Origin of the sequence: Acinetobacter calcoaceticus, assembly GCF_016508255.1 — a bacterium.
Classification (GTDB): domain Bacteria; phylum Pseudomonadota; class Gammaproteobacteria; order Pseudomonadales; family Moraxellaceae; genus Acinetobacter; species Acinetobacter calcoaceticus_E.
The window spans coordinates 229038-252158 of the sequence record NZ_JADVKT010000006.1 but is presented as its reverse complement, the minus strand read 5'-3'; the positions used below and the strand labels follow the sequence as shown (position 1 = coordinate 252158).

The following is a 23121-nucleotide window of genomic DNA, read 5'->3' as shown; positions in this document are numbered from 1 at the left end:
ATTGATACTCCCCTTACGCTTTAACTGCAGCTACAACTTTTTCTGCAGCATCAGACAAGCCGTTTGCAGAAATTAATTTCAAACCAGATTCATCAAGTAATTTAGCACCTAACTCAGCGTTGTTACCTTCTAAACGAACAACAACTGGAACAGTTACGTTTACTTCTTGAACCGCTGCAATAATTGCTTCAGCAATCATGTCACAACGTACGATACCGCCGAAGATGTTAATTAAAACACCTTGTACAGATGTATCAGCAAGGATGATTTTGAACGCTTCGATTACGCGCTCTTTAGTTGCACCGCCACCAACGTCAAGGAAGTTTGCAGGCTGACCACCATAAAGTTTAATGATGTCCATAGTTGCCATTGCAAGACCAGCACCGTTAACCATACAACCAATGTTACCTTCTAAAGCAACATAGTTAAGATCAAATTCAGATGCTTTTAACTCACGCTCATTCTCTTGAGATTTATCACGTAAAGCAGCAACTTTAGGTAAACGATAAAGCGCGTTAGAGTCGATACCAACTTTTGCATCTACACATAAAATATCGCCATTTTCACGAACTGAAAGTGGGTTAATTTCAAATAATGCAAAGTCATTTTCAACAAATGCTTGGTAAGCAGCAGCCATAATTTTAACAAACTGGCTGATTTGCTTGTCTTTCAAACCTAAAGCAAACGCAACTTCACGCGCTTGGAATGGTTGTAAGCCAACTAATGGATCAACTTCAACTTTGATAATTTTTTCTGGAGTTTCTTCTGCAACTTTCTCGATTTCTACACCACCTTCTGTAGAAGCCATGAAAGTAATACGACGGCTAGAACGGTCTACAACCGCGCCCAAGTAAAGCTCACGCTCAACTGGGTATACGTCTTCAGCAACAATAATGCTGTTTACTGGTTGACCATTTGCATCAGTTTGATACGTTACAAGACGAGTACCAATAATGTTATTTGCAAACTCGATAACATCTTCTTTAGATTTTGCAACTTTAACGCCACCAGCCTTACCACGACCACCAGCATGAACTTGCGCTTTCATTACCGCAAATTTACCACCAAGCTGTTCGAATGCAGCAACTGCTTCGTCTGCATTGGTTGCCAAGATACCTTCTTGTACCGGCATACCATATTCTTTCAATAACGCTTTAGCTTGATACTCATGTAAGTTCATTTAGTTACCTACTTAACTTTGTTTGTTGTCTTCAATTTGCACAACATTCTCATGTTGTATATGCAAATTGCTGTCTACTCTATCACCTTGATGTTTTTTTAATCACACCATCAAATGTGAAAAAGAGCGGAGAACCGCTCTTTATTTTATTTACGCTTACGTTGAATCGCGTGAATTGCACGACCATCTACAGCAAGTGCAGCTTCATGAACAACTTCAGAGAATGTTGGATGACCAAATGTCATTAACTGAAGATCTTCAACAGAAGATACAAATTCAAGTGCGATCATACCTTGGTGTACGATATCAGATGCAGCAGGTCCAATGACATGCATACCTAATAAACGGTCAGTTTTTGCATCAGCAACGAACTTAACGAAACCAGCACCTTCACCCGCAGCTAAAGCACGACCATTTACAGCAAAACCGAATTGACCAGTTTTAACTTCATGACCTTTTTCTTTAGCTTGTTCTTCAGTTAAACCAACCCATGCCGCTTCCGGATGTGTATAGATAACAGAAATGATTGTGTCATAGTTCACTTGAGCTGCATGACCGTGAATACGCTCAACAGCCATTACACCTTCTTCCATTGCTTTATGAGCAAGCATTGGACCACGAACTAAGTCACCAATTGCATATACACCTTCTACAGAAGTTGCACAGTAATCATTTACTTCAACAAGACCACGTTCAGTCAATTTAATGCCTGAATCATCAGCCAATAAACCTTCTGCATAAGCTTTACGGCCTACACAAACGATTAATTTATCAAAAGTCTGAGTTTTTTCTTCGCCACCTTGAGTGTATTTAACAGTCACTTCACGACCATTAACTTCAGTACCAGCAACTTTAGCGCCAATACGAATATCAAGACCTTGCTTAGTTAAAAGTTTTTGGTAGTCTTTTGCCAAAGCTTTATCAGCCATTGGTAAAAATGCATCCATTGCTTCAAATACAACAACTTCAGAACCAAGACGACGCCAAACAGAACCAAGCTCTAAACCGATTACACCAGCACCAATAACACCTAAACGTTTAGGTACTTCTGGGAAGTTCAATGCGCCAGTTGAATCAACAATAATATCTTGATCTACAGGAGCTACTGGAATATTTACAGGTACAGAACCAGATGCAAGAATCACATATTTAGGTTCTAAAACTTGAGTCTCACCTTCGTGTGAAACAAACTCAACTTTTTTACCAGCAAGTAATTTACCAGTACCTTTTAACCACCCAATACCATTGCCTTTAAGCAATTGATCGACACCGCCAGTTAATTGGTCAACAACTTTGTCTTTACGAGCAAGAAGCTTAGCAAGATCAAAATTCACTTCACCTGTAGTAATACCGTGATCAGCTAAATGATGCACTGTATCTTCATAACGATGTGAAGAGTCAAGTAATGCTTTAGAAGGAATACAACCTACGTTTAAGCATGTACCACCTAAAGATGGCTTACCGTTGTGAATACGTTTTTCGATACAAGCGACTTTAAAGCCTAGTTGAGCAGCACGAATTGCAGCTTCATAACCACCAGGACCACCGCCAATAACAACAAGATCAAATTGTTGAGACATTGTTTATCTCCATGGTCCGAGATAGAGGATCGCTCTATCTCGGTAATATTATTCGAAGAAATTAAAGATCAAGGATGAGTTTAGCTGGTTCTTCTAACAATTCTTTGATTGCTACCAAGAAACCTACTGCTTCTTTACCATCGATCATACGGTGGTCATAAGAAAGTGCTAAATACATCATTGGCAAGATTTCAACTTGACCATTTACAGCCATAGGACGCTCTTGGATTTTGTGCATACCCAAGATACCAGTTTGCGGCTGATTCAAAATTGGAGTTGAAAGTAATGAACCGAAAGTACCACCATTAGTGATAGTGAAAGTACCACCAGTCATTTCTTCGATAGATAATTTACCATCGCGCGCTTTAGCAGCATAAGCACCAATACCTGCTTCAACTTCTGCATAGCTCATACGATCAGTATCACGTAATACTGGAACAACAAGACCACGATCAGAAGATACTGCAACACCGATGTCATAGTAACCGTGATAAACAATATCATCGCCATCAATTGAAGCATTTACCGCAGGATAGCGCTTAAGTGCTTCAGTTACAGCTTTAACAAAGAATGACATGAAGCCTAAACGAGCACCATGGCGTTTTTCAAACGCATCTTTATATTGCTTACGCAATTCCATGATTGGCTTCATGTTAACTTCGTTAAATGTAGTTAACATTGCAGTTTCTTGAGTTGCAGAAAGAAGACGCTCAGCTACACGCTTACGTAAACGAGTCATTGGAACGCGTTTTTCGATACGCTCACCAACAGCTACGCTTAACGGAGTAACGTTAGCAGCTGGTTTAGTTTGATGGTTTGCCACATCTTCTTTAGTGATACGACCACCGCGACCAGTACCTTGTACGTCAGCAGCAGCAATACCAGTTTCAGACAAAGCTTTACGAACTGCAGGAGCTTGACCAGATACAGCTTCAGTGCGCTCAACAACAGGAGCTGCACCAGCTTGAGTTTGAGCAACTGCTTGCTCTACTGCAGGAGCAGCCGCTGCACCAGCACCAGCTTCAAACTGAGCAATCACTTCGTCAGAAAGAACTGTATCGCCTTCACCTTTAATGATTGCAACTAAGCTACCATCTGCAGGAGCAACCACTTCTAAAACAACTTTGTCGGTTTCAATATCACAGATTACTTCATCACGTGATACAGGTTCACCCACCTTTTTGTGCCAAGTTGCGATGGTTCCATCTGCAACAGACTCTGGGAATACCGGTGCTTTAATTTCGGTTGCCATTATTGAGAATCTCCTGATTGTTCAGCTTCGATTGCCAATGCATCATTAATTAGCTGAGCTTGTTGTTTTGCATGCAAGTACGGTGAGCCACAAGCTGGTGCAGCAGAAGCTTCACGACCTGCAAAACTGATACGGATTTGTTTGCCAGATTTTAAGATATCGTCGTATAAACGAGGTGCGATAAATAACCAAGCGCCTTGGTTCTTCGGCTCTTCTTGTGTCCAAACAAGTTCTTTCACGTTTGGATATGCAGCCAAGATTTCCGCAAGACGTTGTTCTGGATACGGATATAACTGTTCAATACGTACGATTGCGACGTTAGTTAAGTTTTGTTCACGACGTTTTTCGAGTAAGTCGTAATAAACTTTACCGCCACAAAGTACAAGACGAGTTACATCTGACTTGTTAATTTGATCGATTTCGTCAATTACAGTCTGGAATGAACCATTTGCAAGCTCTTCTAAAGTAGAAGTAGCAAGTTTATGACGAAGTAAAGATTTCGGTGACATCACGATCAATGGCTTACGAATTGGGCGTACAGCTTGACGACGTAATGCATGGAAAATCTGTGCAGGTGTCGTTGGAGTGATCACTTGCATGTTATCTTCAGCACATAACTGTAAGAAACGTTCTAAACGAGCTGACGAATGCTCTGGGCCTTGACCTTCGAAACCGTGAGGTAACAACATTGTCAAACCACAAACACGTTCCCACTTAGTCTCGCCAGAAGCAATAAACTGGTCAATTACAACCTGAGCACAGTTTACGAAGTCACCAAATTGTGCTTCCCAAATAATTAAGCTCTTAGGAATTGTAGTTGCATAACCATATTCAAATGCAAGAACAGCTTCTTCAGATAATAAAGAATCGTAAATTGCAAAACGAGGCTGGTTTTCTTTGACATTGCAAAGTGGAATATATGTTGAACCATCTACCTGATTATGCAATTTTGCATGACGGTGTGAGAATGTACCACGCCCAACGTCTTCACCAGTAATACGAACAAGGTAATCTTCATCGATCAAGGTTGCGTAAGCTAAAGTTTCAGCAGCGCCCCAGTTCAATGCAATTTCACCAGTTTGCATTTTCACACGATCTTCAATTACTTTTTGCACTTGACGCTGCATAACAAATCCTTCCGGAAGTTTGCTCATGCCCTCGCCTAATTCTTTTAAGCGATTTAAGTCAAATGAAGTATCCCAATCGTCTGTGTAGTCATGGCCCAAATATGGCGTCCAATCAACAAACATTTTCGTATTTGGTTCAAGTACTAAAGCATTTGCCACATGGTTTCCGGCTTCTAAATCTGCACGGTAATCTTCAACCATTTGGTCTGCTTCAGCACGATCAATTACTTTTTGTTGAACAAGCTGATCTGAATAGAGTGTACGAGTTGTTGCTTTTTTAGCAATCACTTGATACATCAATGGTTGTGTACCAGATGGCTCATCTGCTTCGTTATGACCACGACGACGGTAACAGAACAAGTCAAGCACAACATCTTTACGGAATTCGTGACGGAAATCATGTGCTAATTGAGTAGCAAAGATTACTGCTTCAGGATCATCGCCATTCACATGGAAGATTGGCGTCTGAATCATTTTTGCAACGTCAGTACAATATTCAGTAGAACGCGCATCACGTGGATCAGAAGTTGTAAAACCAACTTGGTTGTTCACGATAATGTGTACAGTACCACCAACCGTATAGCCACGAGTTTGTGACATCTGGAAGGTTTCCATGTTCACACCTTGACCTGCAAATGCAGCATCCCCATGAACAATTACTGGTAATACATCATCACCGCCGATGTCTCTACGACGCACTTGACGTGCACGTACAGAACCCTCAACTACAGGACCAACGATTTCCAAGTGAGATGGGTTAAATGCTAATGCCAAGTGAACTTCGCCACCTGGAGTCATTACATTACTTGAGAAACCTTGATGGTATTTAACGTCGCCAGAACCTTTCTTATGAATAGCTTTACCTTCAAACTCGCCAAACAAGTCTGCAGGGTTTTTACCCATAATATTAACAAGAAGATTTAAACGGCCACGGTGTGGCATACCAATAACAACTTCTTTACAACCAACAGCACCAGCACGTTGAATGATTTCATTCACCATAGGAATAAAAGATTCACCACCTTCTACACCAAAGCGTTTAGCACCAACGTATTTATTACCTAGGAATTTTTCAAGCCCTTCTGCAGCGGTTAAACGCTCCAAGAACCCTTTCTTTTGATCATTTGTAAAATTAAGCTGACCACGAACACTTTCAAGACGTTGTTGAATCCAACGTTTTTCTTTTGTATCCACGATATGCATATATTCAACACCGATTGAACCACAATAGATTGCTTCCATTGCTTCAATCATTTCAGCAAGCGTTGCTTCGCTTTTGCCAATCTCAAGATTGCCTGTGTTGAATACTGTGTCTAAATCTGATTTGGTTAAACCATGTGCTGAAAGATCTAAATCAGGAATATCTTCACGCTTAGCAAGACCTAATGGATCTAATTTAGCTTTTTGATGTCCACGATTACGATAAGCAGCAATAAGTTGTAAAACGCCAATTTGACGACGTTCATGCTCAGTACTTACCGTACTTTGTACAACAGGTTGAACACGATTAGCATTACGTCCTAGTAATAGGAATTGCTCACGCACAGCGCCGTGTGGTTGGTCACCCTTTGGATATTTATCGAAATATTGGCGCCAGTCCTCAGCTACAGAGGTTGGGGAAGACAGGTACTGCTCGTAAAGTTCTTCAATATACGCTGCACTATCAGCGGAAAGTTCAGTGTCAAGACGCAATGCGTCAGCAACTTCTTGCATTTGTGGACCCATTTCCTATTGCAAAAAATATTACAGGCTGCCTTTTAAGCACACCCATGATGCATAATGCCAAATTGGTAAAAAAGGCATTACTTACCCAACAGGTCTTTAAGACCATGGGGCGTCATACTACCTAGAGAGGAAACTCCATAGGTAATTAATGAATCACAACACCCTCAATGGCATCATCACTCACCTTATACTCGATTAAAACCGAGCAATTTTTTGCAAATCTTTTTAGAAAAATTAACTTTAAAATTAACTTTTCTAAAATGACTTTAACCATAAAAATTAAGCACAGATCTAAGATCGTGCTACTTAAATTAATTTCACTAGTATACGCTTTTTTCACCTATAACTTTGTGGCAAATCGTATCATGTTCTTAACGAACGATTGATTTTTTTGACACATACCACCTATAAACTGGCGAAATACATATGCGATTTTATCTTTTAATATATGGTGCAATATATAAAAACCTCATCTTTTTCGACCAAAGTCTAAAGTTTACATTATAAAGTTAAAAAAAAACGCACATCAAGGATGTGCGCTTTCTATTTGTGCAGAATTAACCCGCTTGATCTAATAGCATATTACGGATGTGACCGATTGCTTTTGTAGGATTTAGACCCTTAGGACATACTGACACACAGTTCATAATACCTTTACAACGGAACAAACTGAATGGATCGTCAAGACGAGACAAACGGTCTGCAGTAGCAGTATCACGAGAATCAATAATAAAACGGTATGCATTCAACAATGCTGAAGGACCCAAGAACTTGTCAGGGTTCCACCAGAATGATGGACATGAAGTTGAACAACATGCACAAAGAATACATTCATACAAACCATTTAAGTGTTCACGCTCTTCTGGAGATTGTAAACGCTCTTTAGGTGGAGCTGGTTGGTTATTGATCAAGAATGGCTGAATCTTGTCATATTGATCATAGAATTGGTTCATATCAACAACCAAATCTTTAACCACCGGCAAACCTGGTAATGGACGAATTACGATTTTCTCTGGTAAATCATTCAGGTTTTCTAAACAAGCCAAACCATTTTTACCATTGATATTCACACCATCCGAACCACAAATACCTTCACGGCAAGAGCGACGGAATGTTAACGTTTCGTCTTGAACTTTCAATGCAAGTAATGCATCAAGCAACATACGGTGCTTATCAGTCAATTCAAGCTTGAAAGTTTGCATGTACGGCGCTTTATCCTTATCAGGATCATAGCGGTAGATTTCGAATGTACGAGTACCTCTACTCATCTTTATACTCCCGATTAGAATGTACGTGGTGCTGGCGGAATTGCATCAACAGTCAACGGTTTGAAGCGCACTGGCTTATATTCCAAACGGTTATCTGATGAATACCATAACGTATGTTTCATCCACTCATCATCACGGCGACCGTATGAATAAGTTGGGTGATCAGCTGGTAATTCATAATCAACTACAGTATGCGCACCACGACACTCTTTACGCGCAGCAGCTGAAATCAGAGTTGCTTTTGCAACTTCATACAAGTTTTCAACTTCAAGTGCTTCAACACGTGCAGTGTTAAATACTCTAGATTTATCTTTCAAGTGAATATTACGCACACGTGGCTCAAGAGCAAGAATCTCTTTTACACCCTTATCAAGCAATGCTTGAGTACGGAATACACCAGCGTGATCTTGAACGATATCACGAATTGCATCAGCAACTTCTTGAGCATTTTCACCAGAAGTTGAGTCATCCAACTTACGTACACGAGCTAATGTTTGCCCCAATACATCTGTTGGAAGCGGTGCATATTCATCACCATGATGCTTAGTTACGTAATCGATAATGTGCTCACCAGCAGCTTTACCAAATACAACCAAGTCAAGAAGTGAGTTAGTACCTAAACGGTTTGCACCATGCACTGATACACAAGAACATTCGCCAATTGCATAGAAACCTTTTACAGGTTTAGTGTAGTTGTCTGTACCCACTTCAGGTAAACACACCTGACCATGCATATTCGTAGGAATACCACCCATTTGATAATGGATTGTTGGTACTACAGGAATCGCTTCTTTTGTGATATCAACGTTCGCGAATTTTTTACCAATCTCAAATACAGATGGTAAACGCTTCATGATTGTGTCAGCACCCAAGTGAGTCATATCAAGTAAGATATAATCACCTTTTGGACCACAACCACGACCTTCTTTAATTTCTTGGTCCATAGAACGTGAAACGAAATCACGTGGAGCCAAGTCTTTTAAAGTCGGTGCATAACGTTCCATGAACGGTTCGCCGTCTTTATTACGAAGGATTGCACCTTCACCACGACAACCTTCAGTCAACAATACACCAGCGCCCGCAACACCCGTTGGGTGGAATTGCCAGAACTCCATATCTTGCAATGGAATACCAGCACGAGCAGCCATACCAAGACCGTCACCAGTGTTGATATAAGCATTTGTTGATGCACGGTAAACACGACCAGCACCACCAGTAGCAAATAATGTCGCTTTTGCTTGGAATACTGAAATGTTACCAGTTTCTTGGTCAATCGCTGTTACACCAAGAACATCACCAGCTTCGTTACGGATCAAATCAAGAGCGATCCACTCAACGAAGAATTGAGTGCCCATTTTCACGTTGCTTTGATAAAGCGTGTGCAATAATGCATGACCTGTACGGTCGGCAGCTGCACAAGCACGTGGAACTGGTTTATCACCATAGTTAGCAGAGTGACCACCGAACGGACGTTGGTAAATTGTACCGTCCGCGTTACGGTCAAACGGCATACCCATGTGTTCAAGTTCATACACAACTTTTGGTGCTTCACGACACATAAATTCAATTGCGTCTTGGTCACCTAACCAGTCAGAACCTTTTACTGTATCGTAAAAATGGAAATGCCAGTTATCTTCTTGCATATTACCTAACGACGCACCGATACCACCTTGAGCAGCTACAGTGTGCGAACGTGTCGGGAAAACTTTAGTCAGTACTGCAACTTTCAAACCCGCTTGAGCGAGTTGGTAAGATGCACGCATACCAGAACCACCACCACCAACGATAACTGCATCGAAAGTGAGGTTTTGAATATTTGAATAATCTTCTTTAGGGGTTATCGCGCCCATGATGTCTTCCTATCAATTCGCCCAGAAAATCTGGATACCCCAGATTGCGTACACAAACACTGCAATAATGACAGCCGTCGTCAGTACAAGGCGTAAACCTTTCGCTGAAGGACCCATTTGACGAGTAGTGACATAGTCAGTAAAAACTTGCCACATACCAATCCATGCGTGTGCGATAAGCGATAAAATTGCCAATAAAGAAAAAATCTTCATTGGTAATGTCATCATGAAACCAGCCCATTGTTGATAGTCAAATCCGCCTTTGCAGAGAATCCAACCCAAAAGAACAACAGTATAGGCTGCTAGTACAACCGCACTTACACGCTGGATAAACCAATCACGAGAACCTGAACCAGTTAAACCTGTAGCACTTTTCATTAGAACATAATCCATACAAAGGCTGCGATAATGGCTACCACAGATAAGATCAATGAAATTGTCGCTGCAATACGACCACTTTGCAGTTCTTCAGCAAAACCTAAATCTGCAAGTAAGTGCTTCACTCCAGCAATAAAGTGGAATAATAAGCCGGCTACAAATACCCAAACGATAAAACGTACAAGGATATTTCCAAACACGACATTTTTAACGTAGTCAAATCCTTCTGGTGAAGATAATGATTTATCTAAAATCCATAATAGAACTGGTACTAATAAGAAAACGATGACACCTGATAAACGGTGTAAAATTGATGCAATAGCCACGGGTGAGCGTAAATTTACCGCTAACACCTGACCCATGGACAAATTGACAGGTCTGTTGCTTTTCACAGCGGGCATCCTGTAGGTAGAAACTCCGACCGGAGTTTGTTGAATTAATTCCAAGGAAAGCTGGCATTGTTAGGCAAGCACAGCTCATGCCTAACCTATAAACGACACTGAATTATAAAACGCGAAGTATCAAAATACAAACAATCAACTTTCCCATTTAAGCAAAAAACAATTAAATAAGAATCATTCACAATAATATCACCCTATTAACCCTATTAAAAAGGTATACATAGTTCCATCATGTTATTGTTTAAAATAACTTTTTATTTAATTTCATTTTTTCTGAAATTTCTTTTAAATAAGTAAGTTTTAGACTAAAGATAAAGTTATAAATTCATCATATAAATAGAAAAATGTTAGTAACTCCTCATATTTTCAATAAAAGCTACAATTCAAATAAGTAAACGTACTTATATTCAACCCAAATCAGTCAACCTAAAATACATTGGAGAAAGCAATTTTTACTAGAAATAAGAGTTTTTATTATTTTAATGCAGTTCAATTAGCTATTTTTTATACAATTAAACTTAAAAAAACAGCAATATTCTTTGTCACAACTCAATAAAAATAGAGTTTTTTTTGATTAGCAATTTGAAATTACACCATGAGTTTTATGATTTTTTTAATTGGATTGGCATTTTCTACCGACTTGTCATTTTTAATCTTAATTTAAAAATTTGCTTACAATTGTACTCATCCTTCATTTTTTTTCTGCACGTTCTTGTTGAATTGACTTATTATACGATCCCGATGCAGTGATTTTACTGACTTTTTTTGCTCGGGTCTGAATGACTAACTCTCTGTGGGATCGTCATTTTTTATCCATAAGTATAATTGACAAAATTTCAGTACTCACTAATCTTATAGCAAATTTTGACACCGTCTGATTCGCACATGAGAACATTAGGATTTCGGGTCAGATCAACATTCACCAGGACAGGAGATCTATTGAATGTCTGAAGCAAATGGCAAAAAAGCCGTATTACATCTTGATGGCAAAGAAATTGGATTACCAATCTACAGTGGCACTTTAGGTCCAGATGTAATTGATGTCAGCAGCATATTGAAAGAAGGTCATTTTACTTTCGATCCTGGTTTTATGGCGACAGCTGCATGCGAGTCTAAAATTACGTTCATTGATGGTGACAAAGGTATTTTATTACACCGCGGTTACCCAATTGATCAGTTAGCGACTCAAGCAGACTATCTTGAAACTTGTTATTTATTATTAAATGGCGAGCTCCCAACTGCTGAACAAAAAACAGAATTTGATGCCAAAGTTCGTGCTCATACTATGGTTCACGACCAAGTTAGCCGTTTCTTCAATGGTTTCCGTCGCGATGCTCACCCTATGGCAATCATGGTTGGTGTTGTTGGTGCATTATCTGCGTTCTATCACAACAACCTTGACATTGAAGACATCAATCACCGTGAGATCACTGCGATTCGTCTAATTGCAAAAATTCCAACACTTGCTGCTTGGAGTTACAAATACACAGTAGGTCAACCATTCATCTATCCACGTAATGACTTAAATTACGCGGAAAACTTCTTACATATGATGTTTGCTACCCCTGCTGACCGTGATTACAAAGTAAATCCTGTTCTTGCTCGCGCAATGGACCGTATCTTTACGCTTCATGCTGATCACGAACAAAATGCTTCTACGTCTACAGTACGTCTTGCTGGTTCTACTGGTGCAAACCCATACGCATGTATCTCTTCAGGTATTTCTGCACTTTGGGGACCTGCTCACGGTGGTGCAAACGAAGCAGTGCTTAAAATGCTTGATGAAATCGGTAGTGTAGAAAACGTTGCCGAGTTCATGGAAAAAGTAAAACGTAAAGAAGTTAAACTCATGGGCTTCGGTCACCGTGTGTACAAAAACTTCGACCCACGTGCTAAAGTCATGAAACAAACTTGTGACGAAGTTCTTGAGGCATTAAATATCAATGATCCTCAATTAGCGCTTGCTATGGAACTTGAACGCATTGCATTGAACGACCCGTACTTCGTTGAACGTAAACTTTACCCTAACGTAGACTTCTACTCAGGTATCATCCTTAAAGCGATTGGTATCCCAACAGAAATGTTTACGGTAATCTTTGCTCTTGCACGTACAGTTGGCTGGATCAGCCACTGGTTAGAAATGCACAGTGCACCATACAAAATCGGTCGTCCTCGCCAGCTTTATACTGGTCCGACTCAGCGTGATATCAAACGTTAATATTCGAAAGAAAATTAATGAAAAAAAGCTGCCTTCTGGCAGCTTTTTTATTGAGGTATATTCAATTCAATCTACAAACTTATTCTTCGTCAAACACACTTAATAAGTGATGACTAATTCCATCAGCTCGGAGCCAAGCCAACTCATAACTCGCTTTAGCCAAAGCTAAAACGCGCCTTTCAAATTCAACCCATATTATTTTAACTTGAGACTCTGAAATACCTAAACCACTTTCTGTTGCCAGATGCTTATTTTTCTCACATATTTTCAAGGCATGATAAAGTTTGCGACCTTTGCTCGCTCCTTCCATCAACCGAACACGTTTACTTAAAATAAAACCTTCTACATGCTGCAAATTTGCATGAGGCAACATAGGTACTAGAATTTGATTCAATTGATCATCTAAACGCTTCCATACAGCCAAACGTTGTTCTGCTGTATAAGTATTCCATTGAATCACCTCATGGTTAAAACGACGACAACCACGGCAAACCTGATCACCAAAAACTGTTGAACAACGCCCTGCACATGGGGTGAGAGAGAGCGTTCGATGATCACTACTCAAAACAGACTCCTTAAATAAACCATATACTTTTTATGGTTTTCTCGCTTATTACAAATTTTCGCGCTAAAATGTGCGCCTTAAATTTCTATCTTAATACATTTGGAGTTTTCCATGAACGCTACTGTAGAACAGCTTGCACCTGTAGAACAGCAAGCGACCGCAGATTGGGTTGTTGCAGCACTATATCAATTTAAAGAAGTTCAAGATCCTGCCGATCTTCAACAACGCTTATTAGACTTAGTGAAAACAATTAACCTTTGTGGAACTCTGATTGTAGCAGGTGAAGGAATTAATGGTACTGTTGCTGGCGACCGCGTAGCAATTGATAGTCTCTATCAATTTTTACTCAATGAAGGTTTTGCCTCTATGGAATACAAAGAATCCCATAGTTCTGACAAGCCTTTCCGTAAAATGAAAATTAAACTTAAAGAAGAGATTGTGACTTTAGGTGTTGAGGTTAAACCCCGCGATTTAGTGGGTCACTATCTCGATCCAAAAGAATGGAATGATTTAATTGCACGTGATGATGTAATTTTAATTGATACGCGTAATGACTATGAATATAAGGCGGGTACTTTCAAAGGTGCAATCGACCCTAAAACTGAGACATTCCGCGAGTTTCCAGAATATGTTAAAAAAGAGCTAGAGCAGCATAAAGACAAAAAAATTGCGATGTTCTGTACAGGCGGTATTCGCTGTGAAAAATCAACTTCTTTACTTCTTCAAGAAGGCTTCCAAGAGGTTTATCACCTCAAAGGCGGCATCCTTAAATATTTAGAAGAAACACCTGCCGAGGAAAGTTTATGGGAAGGTGAATGTTTTGTTTTTGATGGCCGGACTGCTGTAACTCACGGTGTTGAAGAAGGCGTAAATATTAAATGTCATGCTTGTGGTTGGCCATTAACGCCAGAAGAGTCTGCTTTAACAAGTTATGAACATGGTGTTTCTTGCGTGTATTGCATCGACAAAACGACTGAAAAACAAAAAGCTGGCTTCCGTATGCGCCAGTCACAAATTGCAGCGGCAAAGCGCAAACGATTATAAGTCACTATAACCAGTTTTCAAAAGGCACTTAGATTTCTAAGTGCCTTTTTTATCTTTATAAAATTAAATTTATTACAATAAAAAACGCCCTAGAAAGGACGTTATTTATTTAATTTTTTTAAAGCTTAATTTGGCGTATGATACATCAAGTATAATTCATTCAAATTATCTGGAATTTCTTCTGCCAGTTCATCCATTAGCTGTCCATTGCGACGGAAAGATTCCATCTGTGGATCTTCTTCATCAATTCCACTAAATACCATCATTGGTAAAGTTAAATCAATTAACTGTTCTTCATGTTCAGGAGCAAACCATGCCTCTTCATTTAAGAACATTGCATCAACAAATCCCACACTCCAGTCGCCTAAGCTAGATTCAACATCAGCTTCTTCAACTTCAAATGGAAATGCAATTCCATTTTCATTTGCTAAATCTTGTCGAATTGACTCTAACCACGCCTTGATTTGCTGAATAATTTCAGCAGGAACCTTCTTATGGTTATTATCAAATAGCTCATCTAACCAACGGTCAAACTGAGGGCCTACTGCAATTGCACACAGAAAACCATGAGTTGCAGCGAAATCTAGACCATACTCATTGTGGTCTCCATCTAGATATTCACTTAATTGGTCTAAATCTAACGCACTCATTGTGTTACCTGACTATAAAAAAGAAATCTACGATAGCATAGCATTTAAGCTGACGATGCCCTATTCAGATTTGATTAGTCTTCATCATCAAGATCATCATCGTCTAAATCATAATCAAAATCTTTCAACTCACGCTCTAAACGGCGTTGAGCTAATAGATCATCGATTAATCTACGTTTTTCTAATGATTCTTTCGCAGTGATTTTGCCTGATGACTCATCAAAACCGACATCATCATCATCACCGTAGTTATCATCTAGTTCAAAATCTGTAGAAGACACTAAAACTACCTCTAATGAAAAAATGTGAATGGGTCTAGGCGCTATTTATCTCTCTTACAGAATCATGTCAAGTTTTATTTATATTTTTTTCATTAAACTGCATATTTGTACTTTTTTTCACCCGAAAAATTGTGTATTTATAAAACTGAACTATTTTTTTGATCAAGAAAAAATTCTATGATCTTTTCGATGATTTAAGCTTGAAAAAAATGATTTTAGCCCAATATTCAAAAAACAGACGTGAATTCAAAGATATTTTTTATTTAACGGTTACCGATCAAAGCCAAAACATTTCAAGCAAATTGTGCTATCATGCACGGTTTTTCACTGCCACAGATTCAACGAAGAGTAAGCAAAGATGAGCGATATGCATTCCCCTACTTCTCAAGTAGCGGCTCTGATTAGCCGAGGCAAAGAACAAGGTTACTTAACTTACGCTGAGGTTAACGATCATCTGCCGGACTCGATTACTGAAAGCGAACAGATTGAAGACATTATTCAAATGCTTCAAGACGTTGGTATTCCTGTACACGAGCGTGCACCTGAATCTGACGATACCATGTTCGGTGAGTCAACTGACACAGCCGATGAAGTTGCTGAAGAAGAAGCTGCTGCCGTACTTGCATCGGTTGAAAATGAGCCTGGACGTACGACAGACCCTGTACGTATGTACATGCGTGAAATGGGTACAGTTGAACTGTTAACCCGTGAAGGTGAAATCAGCATTGCAAAACGTATTGAAGAAGGGATTCGTGATGTCCTTAATTCAATTGCGTATTGGCCAAATGCTGTTGAAGTTGTATTAAAAGAATATAATGATTTCTTGACTGGCGAACGTCGCCTTGCCGATATTTTATCTGGCTATCTTGACCCAGAAACTGACGAAGATATTCCTGAAGTTCTAGAAGAAGAAACAGAACTTGAGGAAGAAGAAACGCCAGCAACACCAGCAAAAGAAGTTAAGCTTGACGACGATGAAGAAGATGAAGAGTCTGAAAGCGATGATGATTCTGAAGGCGAGTCTGGTCCAGATCCTGAAGTTGCAAAAGTTCGCTTTAATGAACTTGAAGCAGCATGGACTAAAACCAAAGCTATTATTGAGAAACATGGTCGTAACAGCCCAGAAGCAGATGATGCTTTAGAAGCTTTAGCTACTGTGTTTATGATGTTTAAATTTACCCCACGTTTATTTGACATCATCTCTGAAATGATTCGTGGTACACATGAGCAAATTCGTGCCAACGAACGTGAAGTTATGCGTTATGCAGTACGTCGTGGCCGTATGGATCGTACTCAATTCCGTACCTCTTTCCCTAAGCAAGAATCTAATCCAGCTTGGTTAGATGAACAGATTGCTAAAGCTCCTGCTGAGATCAAGGCGCATTTAGAAAAGGTTCGTCCGGATGTTTTAGCATTCCAGCAAAAGATTGCAGATATTGAGAAAGAACTTAATTTAAGCGTTGCTGAAATTAAAGATATTTCTAAGCGTATGGCGATTGGCGAAGCAAAAGCACGCCGTGCTAAGAAAGAAATGGTAGAAGCCAACCTTCGTTTGGTAATTTCGATTGCGAAGAAATACACCAACCGTGGTTTACAGTTCCTTGACTTGATTCAAGAAGGGAACATTGGTTTGATGAAAGCTGTAGACAAGTTTGAATATCGTCGTGGTTATAAATTCTCGACTTATGCAACTTGGTGGATTCGTCAGGCGATTACCCGTTCGATTGCCGATCAGGCTCGTACAATCCGTATCCCTGTGCATATGATTGAAACGATTAACAAGATCAACCGTGTATCTCGTCAATTGTTACAAGAAATGGGCCGTGAACCAACACCTGAAGAATTAGGTGAACGTTTAGAAATGGACGAAGTTAAGGTTCGTAAGGTACTTAAAATTGCCAAAGAACCGATTTCAATGGAAACGCCTATTGGTGATGATGAAGATTCGCATCTTGGTGATTTCATTGAAGATCAAAACATCACTTCTCCAATTGATGCTGCGACTTCAGAAGGCTTAAAAGAAGCAACACGCGAAGTACTTGAAAACTTAACTGAACGTGAAGCAAAAGTATTGAAGATGCGTTTTGGTATTGATATGCCAACCGATCACACATTAGAAGAAGTGGGCAAGCAGTTTGACGTAACACGTGAACGTATTCGTCAGATTGAAGCGAAGGCGTTGCGTAAATTGCGCCACCCTTCTCGTTCTGAACACTTACGTTCTTTCTTGGAAAATGACTAAGTTTTGAAAGCTTGAAATTTCAAAACCAAGCCCCATTTAATAGAAAGAGCTATAAACGCCTGCGATAATGCAGGCGTTTCAAATCATGAGGTAACTTATGTTAGACCGCACTCCATCTCGCGAACTACAAGAACATCTTTGGGTATTTCCGATGGATTATCCAATTAAACTTATTGGCGATGCGGGTGAAGAATTACGTGTTGCTGTAGTTGATATTTTGGTAAAACATTTTCCAGACTTCGACCACTCAACACTAAAAGTTCAAGAATCTCGCACCGGCAAGTATCATTCTTTAACAGCACAATTACGCTTTGAAGAATTAGAACAAGTTCATGCACTTTATGCTGACTTGGCTGCTTGTCCGCAGATCAGAACTGCGCTTTAATTTTAAGTTCTTCAATCAATACCACAGTCAGACATTCTTACTGTGGTATTTTTTTGGAAATTTCTAAGCCAACCACCTTCGAAAAAACCATACAAATATTTAGAATTCCTCTTATAAAATCCTTTAAAATTACGAAGTTTTCGGCTTCTATCTTGCAGATATTAACTGGGCACCGCATAAACCAACTTATAGGAATATCTTGTGATGAGCCTTGATAAACCCAACTTGATCATTCGGCAATGGAACGATTTACAAGATTATCAAAGCAAATTTGAAACCATGAAACTCTTAACAAACGAGCGTGATCAAGATACGCCTGATGAGTTATGGTTACTTCAACATCATAATGTCTTAACACAAGGCCAAGCTGGCAAACCAGAACACATTCTCATTTCATCGGACATTCCGGTCGTTCAAACTGACCGCGGCGGGCAAGTGACTTGGCATGGACCAGGGCAATTTGTGGCTTACTTCATGTTTGATCTTAATCGGCTAAAATGGAACGTACGTACATTGGTCAGTTTTGCTGAACAATTTATGATAGATATTTTAAAAAAATATGGAATTGAAGCTTACGCCAAGCCCGATGCACCTGGTGTATATGTAGATGGTCGTAAGATTGGTTCCTTAGGCTTTAAAATTCGTCGTGGCCGTAGTTACCATGGATTAGCACTCAATCTAGATTGTGCATTAGATGGATTCCAGACCATCAATCCTTGCGGCTATGCAGGCTTAGAAATGGTACGCATACAAGATTTAGTGACTCCTTATCCATCATTTGGCCAACTTTGTCAGGACTTTATTGAGTATATTAAGGCCTCTGGTCACTTTAATGACCTTAAAGTCAGATTTGAATAAATGACTTTAAGATGGAATAAAAATAGATTAGAGTAAATACTCTAAAATTGCTTTTACATAATTTTAAGAAGGGATAGCAAGTGATTTCGACAAAAGCTGTAAAGCCCACTCTGCAACTTGCCTACGTTAAGCTTATGATGGATGTCATCGGACGTGGCTTAGTCATGGCAAGTCAGGTAGATAATGAAATACAAGAGGAAATCTCTAAATTTCCAGTTCACTTTGTAATTTCAATGAATGTTTTTCCGAATGGACCAGCATTTTTTGCACGAGTGACAGAAGATAAGCAATTAGAGCTACTTAAAAGACCTGAAAAAAAACCAGACTTAACTATTACCTTTAAGCATGTAACTCATGCATTTTTGGTTTTCTCTTTTCAGGAAAGTACAGCTCAAGCATATGCTCATGACCGTATGATTGCAGATGGAGATGTATCAGCAGGGATTCGCTTTGTTCGTTGCTTAAATAGAATGGAATCTCTTATTTTACCAAAATTGGTAGCATCACTCGCAGTTAAAGAATATCCAACCGAACTCACCCTAAAAGAAAAATTTAACGAAGCTGCCAATATTTATTTAAAAGTAGCCAAGTCTTACTTCAAGCGGAGCGCATAACATGGCCAAACCATATTACGAATTTTTTTGTCCTGTAAAAGTTATTGCTGGCAATACTGCGATAGAACATATTCCGTTTGAACTTGCGACATTAGGTGCAAAGCGTCCTCTTATCATTACTGATAAAGGCGTCCGTGCTAATGGTCTGCTAAACCCTATTGAAGCTGCATTTAGTACGACTGATGCTGTCATTGGCCATGTTTTTGATGATGTTCCGCCAGACTCAAGTCTTGAAGTAGTGCGACTTGCAGCAGAAGCTTATCGTACCAATAAATGTGACGCGATTATTGCTGTGGGTGGTGGCTCTGTTATCGACACCTCTAAAGCAACGAATATTTTAGTCTCAGAAGGTGGCGATGACCTTCTTCAATATTCTGGTGCACATAACTTACCAAAACCCTTAAAACCATTTTTCGTGATTCCAACAACTTCTGGCACAGGTTCAGAAGTTACAATGGTTGCGGTTGTTTCCGATACACAAAGGAATGTGAAGTTAGCTTTCACTTCTGCATATTTAATGCCACATGCTGCGATTTTAGATCCACGCATGACCCTTACCCTACCTCCGCATTTGACAGCAATGACAGGTATGGATGCTTTAACACATTGTGTAGAGGCTTATACATGCTTAGGTGCAAATCCAATAAGTGATGCCTATGCAAGTGCTGGAATTAAAAAGATCAGTGAAAATCTATTTGATGTTTTAGATAACCCAAGTGACTCACAAGGGCGTTTAGAGCTAGCGCAAGCTTCAACGATGGCAGGTATTGCATTTTCTAACTCAATGGTTGGCCTGGTCCACTCTCTAGGACATGCTTTAGGTGCTGTTGCTCACCTGCCCCACGGTTTATGCATGAATTTATTCTTACCTTACGTGCTTGAATATAACAAGCAAGTAAATGGTCAGAAAATTGGCGAGTTATTATTACCACTCGCTGGTGCAGATATTTATGCACAAACCCCAGCAAGCCAGCGCGCAGACAGAGCAATTGCGACCATATTAGCAATGCGTGATCGCTTGTTTACTTTAACGAAGTTACCACGCACTCTACGTGAAACAGGTAAAGTAACCGAAGCACAGCTTGATGAATTGGCAGAAAAAGCACTAAATGATGGCTCAATTATTTATAACCCGAAAGAAGCAAGCTTAAAAGATATCCGAGATATCTTAGAAAAAGCTTGGTAATTCGATAAGTTAAACTCCAAAAAATCTCATAAAGGTCTGATTTATATATTAAATCAGACCTTTTTTATGATTAAGAATTTTTATTCATTATTTTATTTGGAATATATGGCAAAAAATTTGCTAAAAAATAGATGAAAGTACTGACAATTTATATCAATTTAGGATAGATTGGCGCACTTTATCTTTTTCTGTAGGGGGGATCGTTCGTCTCAAACGATCCTTAACACCAAGCTGATCCTTGATCAACGATTATGAGGATAACGCCGTTGACAAATTTATCTGGGACTAAACCAACAGGCACGCTTCAAAAGAATCTTGTGCTTTGGCATATTGTTATTATTGGTTTAGCTTACATTCAGCCATTAACGTTATTTGATACTTTTGGTTTAGTGTCAGAACGCAGTAGCGGTCATGTACCAACTTCCTACATTTTTGCATTAGTCGCAATCTTATTAACATCGATCAGTTATGGACATATGATTAAGCGCTACCCTTCTTCTGGGTCGGCCTATACGTATGCTCAAAAATCAATTCACCCTAATGTTGGCTTTATGGTGGGTTGGTCTTCTTGGTTAGACTATCTACTGTCACCGCTTGTTAATATTATCTTGGCAGATATTTATCTAAGAGCTCTTTTTCCAGGAGTAAATAACTGGTTATGGGTGATTGGTTTAACAACACTTATGACTGTTATTAATTTATTTGGTGCACGGTTTGTTGCACGTTTTAACAGTACGATTGTTGTTATTCAGCTTGGCGTAATTTTTTATTTTGTTTATCAAGTATATACCTTACTTACTCAAGGTGTATATGCAGATGGAACTTTAAATCCAGATAAAGCAGCGTTGTGGTCATTAACTCCTTTTTGGAACGATATGACGTCTGTCAGTTCTTTAATTGCTGGTGCGACCGTACTCTGCTTCTCTTTTACGGGTTTTGATGCTTTATCTTCTCTTGCTGAAGAAACAAAAGATGCAGAAAAAACGTTACCAAAAGCTATTTTTTCTACAGCATTACTTGCAGGTATTATTTTCATTGTAAGTACTTACTTCATCCAATTATATTTTCCAAGTAACCCAAACACGTACTTTAAACCTTTAGATGAATCACAACCTGTAATGGTCGCTGCAATTGGTAGTCTAATGTTTAAAACTTTGGTTTTATATTTTGCTGTAGTCGCTGTAATGGCATCAGGTATTTCTGCCCATGCGGGTGTATCACGTTTAATGTATGTGATGGGACGCGACGGAGTCATTAACAAGAAATTATTTGGTCATATCAGCCCAAAATTACATACCCCAACTTACAACATTATTATTGTTGGTGTAGTTGCTTTATCTGCTGGCTTTTTAGATCTTGAGCATATTGTTAACTTGATTAGTTTTGGTGCTTTAACTGCTTTTAGTTTTGTTAACTTCTCTGTGATTTCTCGCTATGCATTAAGAGATGGCAAGAATAAAACGCTTAAAGACATTATTAATTATATTGCTATACCAACGCTTGGTTTTGCCAGTGTGTTTATGATGTGGTTAGAGATTGATAAGCTTGCCTTACAAATTGGCTTGGCTTGGGCCGTTATTGGTGTAGGTTATCTTGCCTACAAAACCAAAGGCTTCAAATATAATGCTCCGCAACATAACGAACATGAGTAATAAAAAAGGCGCTTTAAGCGCCTTTTTTATGTTCAAATTAACCAAAAATTTTATTCACAATACTTTGTACACGTTGAGCATAAAGTTTTGCTGTTTCAAGATCGCCTGTCGGAACTTCTTCCGCACTTGCATCTGAAGGCGATTGAACTAAAAGCCCTACTGAACCACCTAAGTTATTTACATCTTCACGTGTTGCGGTTTTTGTATTTGCTGGTAACAAACCAAGACTCACCCAAATCCCGCCATGCTGTGATGCTAAAGTTTGTAATTGGATAAGAGTTACTTGTTTATCCCCATTTAAACTCGCGCTGTTTGTGAAACCTGCAAATACTTTATCTTGCCAGCCACGTGTAAACCATACTTTTGAAGTTGCATCAGCAAACTTTTTAAACTGCCATGGCGCTGTTCCCATATAAGTTGGAGCACCAAAAACAATCCCCTTTGCATCATTTAATGTCTGCCAATCTTGATCAGTAATATTCCCTTCCTGATCAATCTGGATAATCTCAGCATTAATCTCGTTTGCAAACGTTTCAGCAACAACTTTTGTGTGACCATAACCAGAGAAATATACAACCGCGATATTAGAGTTAGACATGGGAGAAAACCTTTGTTTTATTAAATTCCACCTTATGATATATTTTAGAAACTAGGTGTCAATTAGT

Annotated in this window: 21 protein-coding genes and 1 pseudogene; 9 read left to right on the top strand and 13 right to left on the bottom strand. The window is 39.3% G+C overall.

Annotation, left to right across the window (positions count from 1 at the left end; translation table 11 throughout):
• Positions 1-13 precede the first annotated feature (13 nt).
• From sucC to sdhC, 9 genes are all read right to left on the bottom strand, one after another.
• A complete protein-coding gene (sucC, locus tag I5515_RS13525; protein WP_003655470.1) occupies positions 14-1180 on the bottom strand; it encodes an ADP-forming succinate--CoA ligase subunit beta in 1167 nt (388 codons plus the stop codon).
• Positions 1181-1326: 146 nt separating this feature from the next.
• Positions 1327-2760, bottom strand: a complete 1434-nt coding sequence (lpdA, locus tag I5515_RS13520) for a dihydrolipoyl dehydrogenase (RefSeq protein WP_199967701.1) — start codon at positions 2758-2760, stop codon at positions 1327-1329.
• Between the two features lie 61 nt (positions 2761-2821).
• Positions 2822-4012, bottom strand: a complete 1191-nt coding sequence (gene odhB / locus I5515_RS13515; RefSeq protein WP_003655463.1) for a 2-oxoglutarate dehydrogenase complex dihydrolipoyllysine-residue succinyltransferase — start codon at positions 4010-4012, stop codon at positions 2822-2824.
• Positions 4012-6852 (bottom strand): 2-oxoglutarate dehydrogenase E1 component, encoded by a 2841-nt coding sequence (locus I5515_RS13510; protein ID WP_004639167.1) that lies wholly within the window; start codon positions 6850-6852, stop codon positions 4012-4014. Before I5515_RS13510 ends, odhB begins: the two co-directional genes overlap by 1 nt.
• A gap of 157 nt (positions 6853-7009) precedes the next feature.
• Positions 7010-7138: a hypothetical protein gene (locus tag I5515_RS13500; protein ID WP_002116082.1), complete on the bottom strand. Its 129-nt coding sequence runs from the start codon at positions 7136-7138 to the stop codon at positions 7010-7012.
• Positions 7139-7421: 283 nt separating this feature from the next.
• Positions 7422-8132, bottom strand: coding sequence for a succinate dehydrogenase iron-sulfur subunit (locus tag I5515_RS13495; protein WP_003655458.1), 711 nt, complete (start codon positions 8130-8132; stop codon positions 7422-7424).
• A gap of 14 nt (positions 8133-8146) precedes the next feature.
• Positions 8147-9982, bottom strand: coding sequence for a succinate dehydrogenase flavoprotein subunit (gene sdhA, locus I5515_RS13490; RefSeq protein ID WP_005310063.1), 1836 nt, complete (start codon positions 9980-9982; stop codon positions 8147-8149).
• 12 nt (positions 9983-9994) lie between these two features.
• Complete coding sequence (gene sdhD, locus I5515_RS13485; protein ID WP_003655454.1) at positions 9995-10360, bottom strand: succinate dehydrogenase, hydrophobic membrane anchor protein; 366 nt, start codon at positions 10358-10360, stop codon at positions 9995-9997.
• Positions 10360-10761, bottom strand: a complete 402-nt coding sequence (sdhC, locus tag I5515_RS13480; protein ID WP_003655453.1) for a succinate dehydrogenase, cytochrome b556 subunit — start codon at positions 10759-10761, stop codon at positions 10360-10362. Before sdhC ends, sdhD begins: the two co-directional genes overlap by 1 nt.
• Before the next feature lie 497 nt (positions 10762-11258).
• Between sdhC and I5515_RS17675 the strand changes: the two are divergent.
• Positions 11259-11339 (top strand): annotated as a pseudogene (locus I5515_RS17675) (hypothetical protein); the annotation flags it as partial.
• Positions 11340-11704: 365 nt separating this feature from the next.
• Positions 11705-12979: a citrate synthase gene (gene gltA, locus I5515_RS13475; RefSeq protein ID WP_004789414.1), complete on the top strand. Its 1275-nt coding sequence runs from the start codon at positions 11705-11707 to the stop codon at positions 12977-12979.
• 79 nt (positions 12980-13058) lie between these two features.
• On the opposite strand, the gene I5515_RS13470 is transcribed toward gltA, so the two are convergent.
• Positions 13059-13544, bottom strand: coding sequence for a DUF1289 domain-containing protein (locus I5515_RS13470; RefSeq protein ID WP_199967699.1), 486 nt, complete (start codon positions 13542-13544; stop codon positions 13059-13061).
• Positions 13545-13655: 111 nt separating this feature from the next.
• Here I5515_RS13470 and I5515_RS13465 point away from each other — a divergent pair, with 111 nt between their 5' ends.
• Positions 13656-14588, top strand: a complete 933-nt coding sequence (locus I5515_RS13465) for a rhodanese-related sulfurtransferase (RefSeq protein ID WP_199967697.1) — start codon at positions 13656-13658, stop codon at positions 14586-14588.
• 125 nt (positions 14589-14713) lie between these two features.
• On the opposite strand, the gene I5515_RS13460 is transcribed toward I5515_RS13465, so the two are convergent.
• Together I5515_RS13460 and I5515_RS13455 are read right to left on the bottom strand one after the other, a co-directional pair.
• Positions 14714-15238, bottom strand: a complete 525-nt coding sequence (locus I5515_RS13460; protein ID WP_199967695.1) for a YecA family protein — start codon at positions 15236-15238, stop codon at positions 14714-14716.
• A 74-nt stretch (positions 15239-15312) separates the two neighbouring features.
• Positions 15313-15519, bottom strand: coding sequence for a PA3496 family putative envelope integrity protein (locus tag I5515_RS13455; RefSeq protein ID WP_002116495.1), 207 nt, complete (start codon positions 15517-15519; stop codon positions 15313-15315).
• 358 nt (positions 15520-15877) lie between these two features.
• Here I5515_RS13455 and rpoD point away from each other — a divergent pair, with 358 nt between their 5' ends.
• From rpoD to I5515_RS13425, 6 genes are all read left to right on the top strand, one after another.
• Positions 15878-17761 carry an RNA polymerase sigma factor RpoD gene (rpoD, locus tag I5515_RS13450; RefSeq protein ID WP_199967692.1) on the top strand — a complete coding sequence of 628 codons (1884 nt, stop codon included), beginning with the start codon at positions 15878-15880 and terminating at the stop codon, positions 17759-17761.
• Positions 17762-17858: 97 nt separating this feature from the next.
• Positions 17859-18146 (top strand): YbeD family protein, encoded by a 288-nt coding sequence (locus tag I5515_RS13445; protein WP_002116017.1) that lies wholly within the window; start codon positions 17859-17861, stop codon positions 18144-18146.
• 204 nt (positions 18147-18350) lie between these two features.
• Entirely contained in the window at positions 18351-19004 is a 654-nt protein-coding gene (lipB, locus tag I5515_RS13440) for a lipoyl(octanoyl) transferase LipB (RefSeq protein ID WP_199967690.1), read from the top strand.
• 80 nt (positions 19005-19084) lie between these two features.
• Positions 19085-19618 carry a hypothetical protein gene (locus I5515_RS13435; protein WP_199967689.1) on the top strand — a complete coding sequence of 178 codons (534 nt, stop codon included), beginning with the start codon at positions 19085-19087 and terminating at the stop codon, positions 19616-19618.
• Between the two features lies 1 nt (position 19619).
• The gene (locus tag I5515_RS13430; RefSeq protein WP_199967688.1) at positions 19620-20804 is read left to right on the top strand and encodes an iron-containing alcohol dehydrogenase; all 1185 of its coding nucleotides are present in this window, start codon (positions 19620-19622) and stop codon (positions 20802-20804) included.
• Between the two features lie 266 nt (positions 20805-21070).
• Positions 21071-22456, top strand: a complete 1386-nt coding sequence (locus tag I5515_RS13425) for an APC family permease (protein ID WP_199967687.1) — start codon at positions 21071-21073, stop codon at positions 22454-22456.
• A 37-nt stretch (positions 22457-22493) separates the two neighbouring features.
• On the opposite strand, the gene I5515_RS13420 is transcribed toward I5515_RS13425, so the two are convergent.
• A complete protein-coding gene (locus I5515_RS13420; RefSeq protein ID WP_199967686.1) occupies positions 22494-23054 on the bottom strand; it encodes a flavodoxin family protein in 561 nt (186 codons plus the stop codon).
• Positions 23055-23121 lie beyond the last annotated feature (67 nt).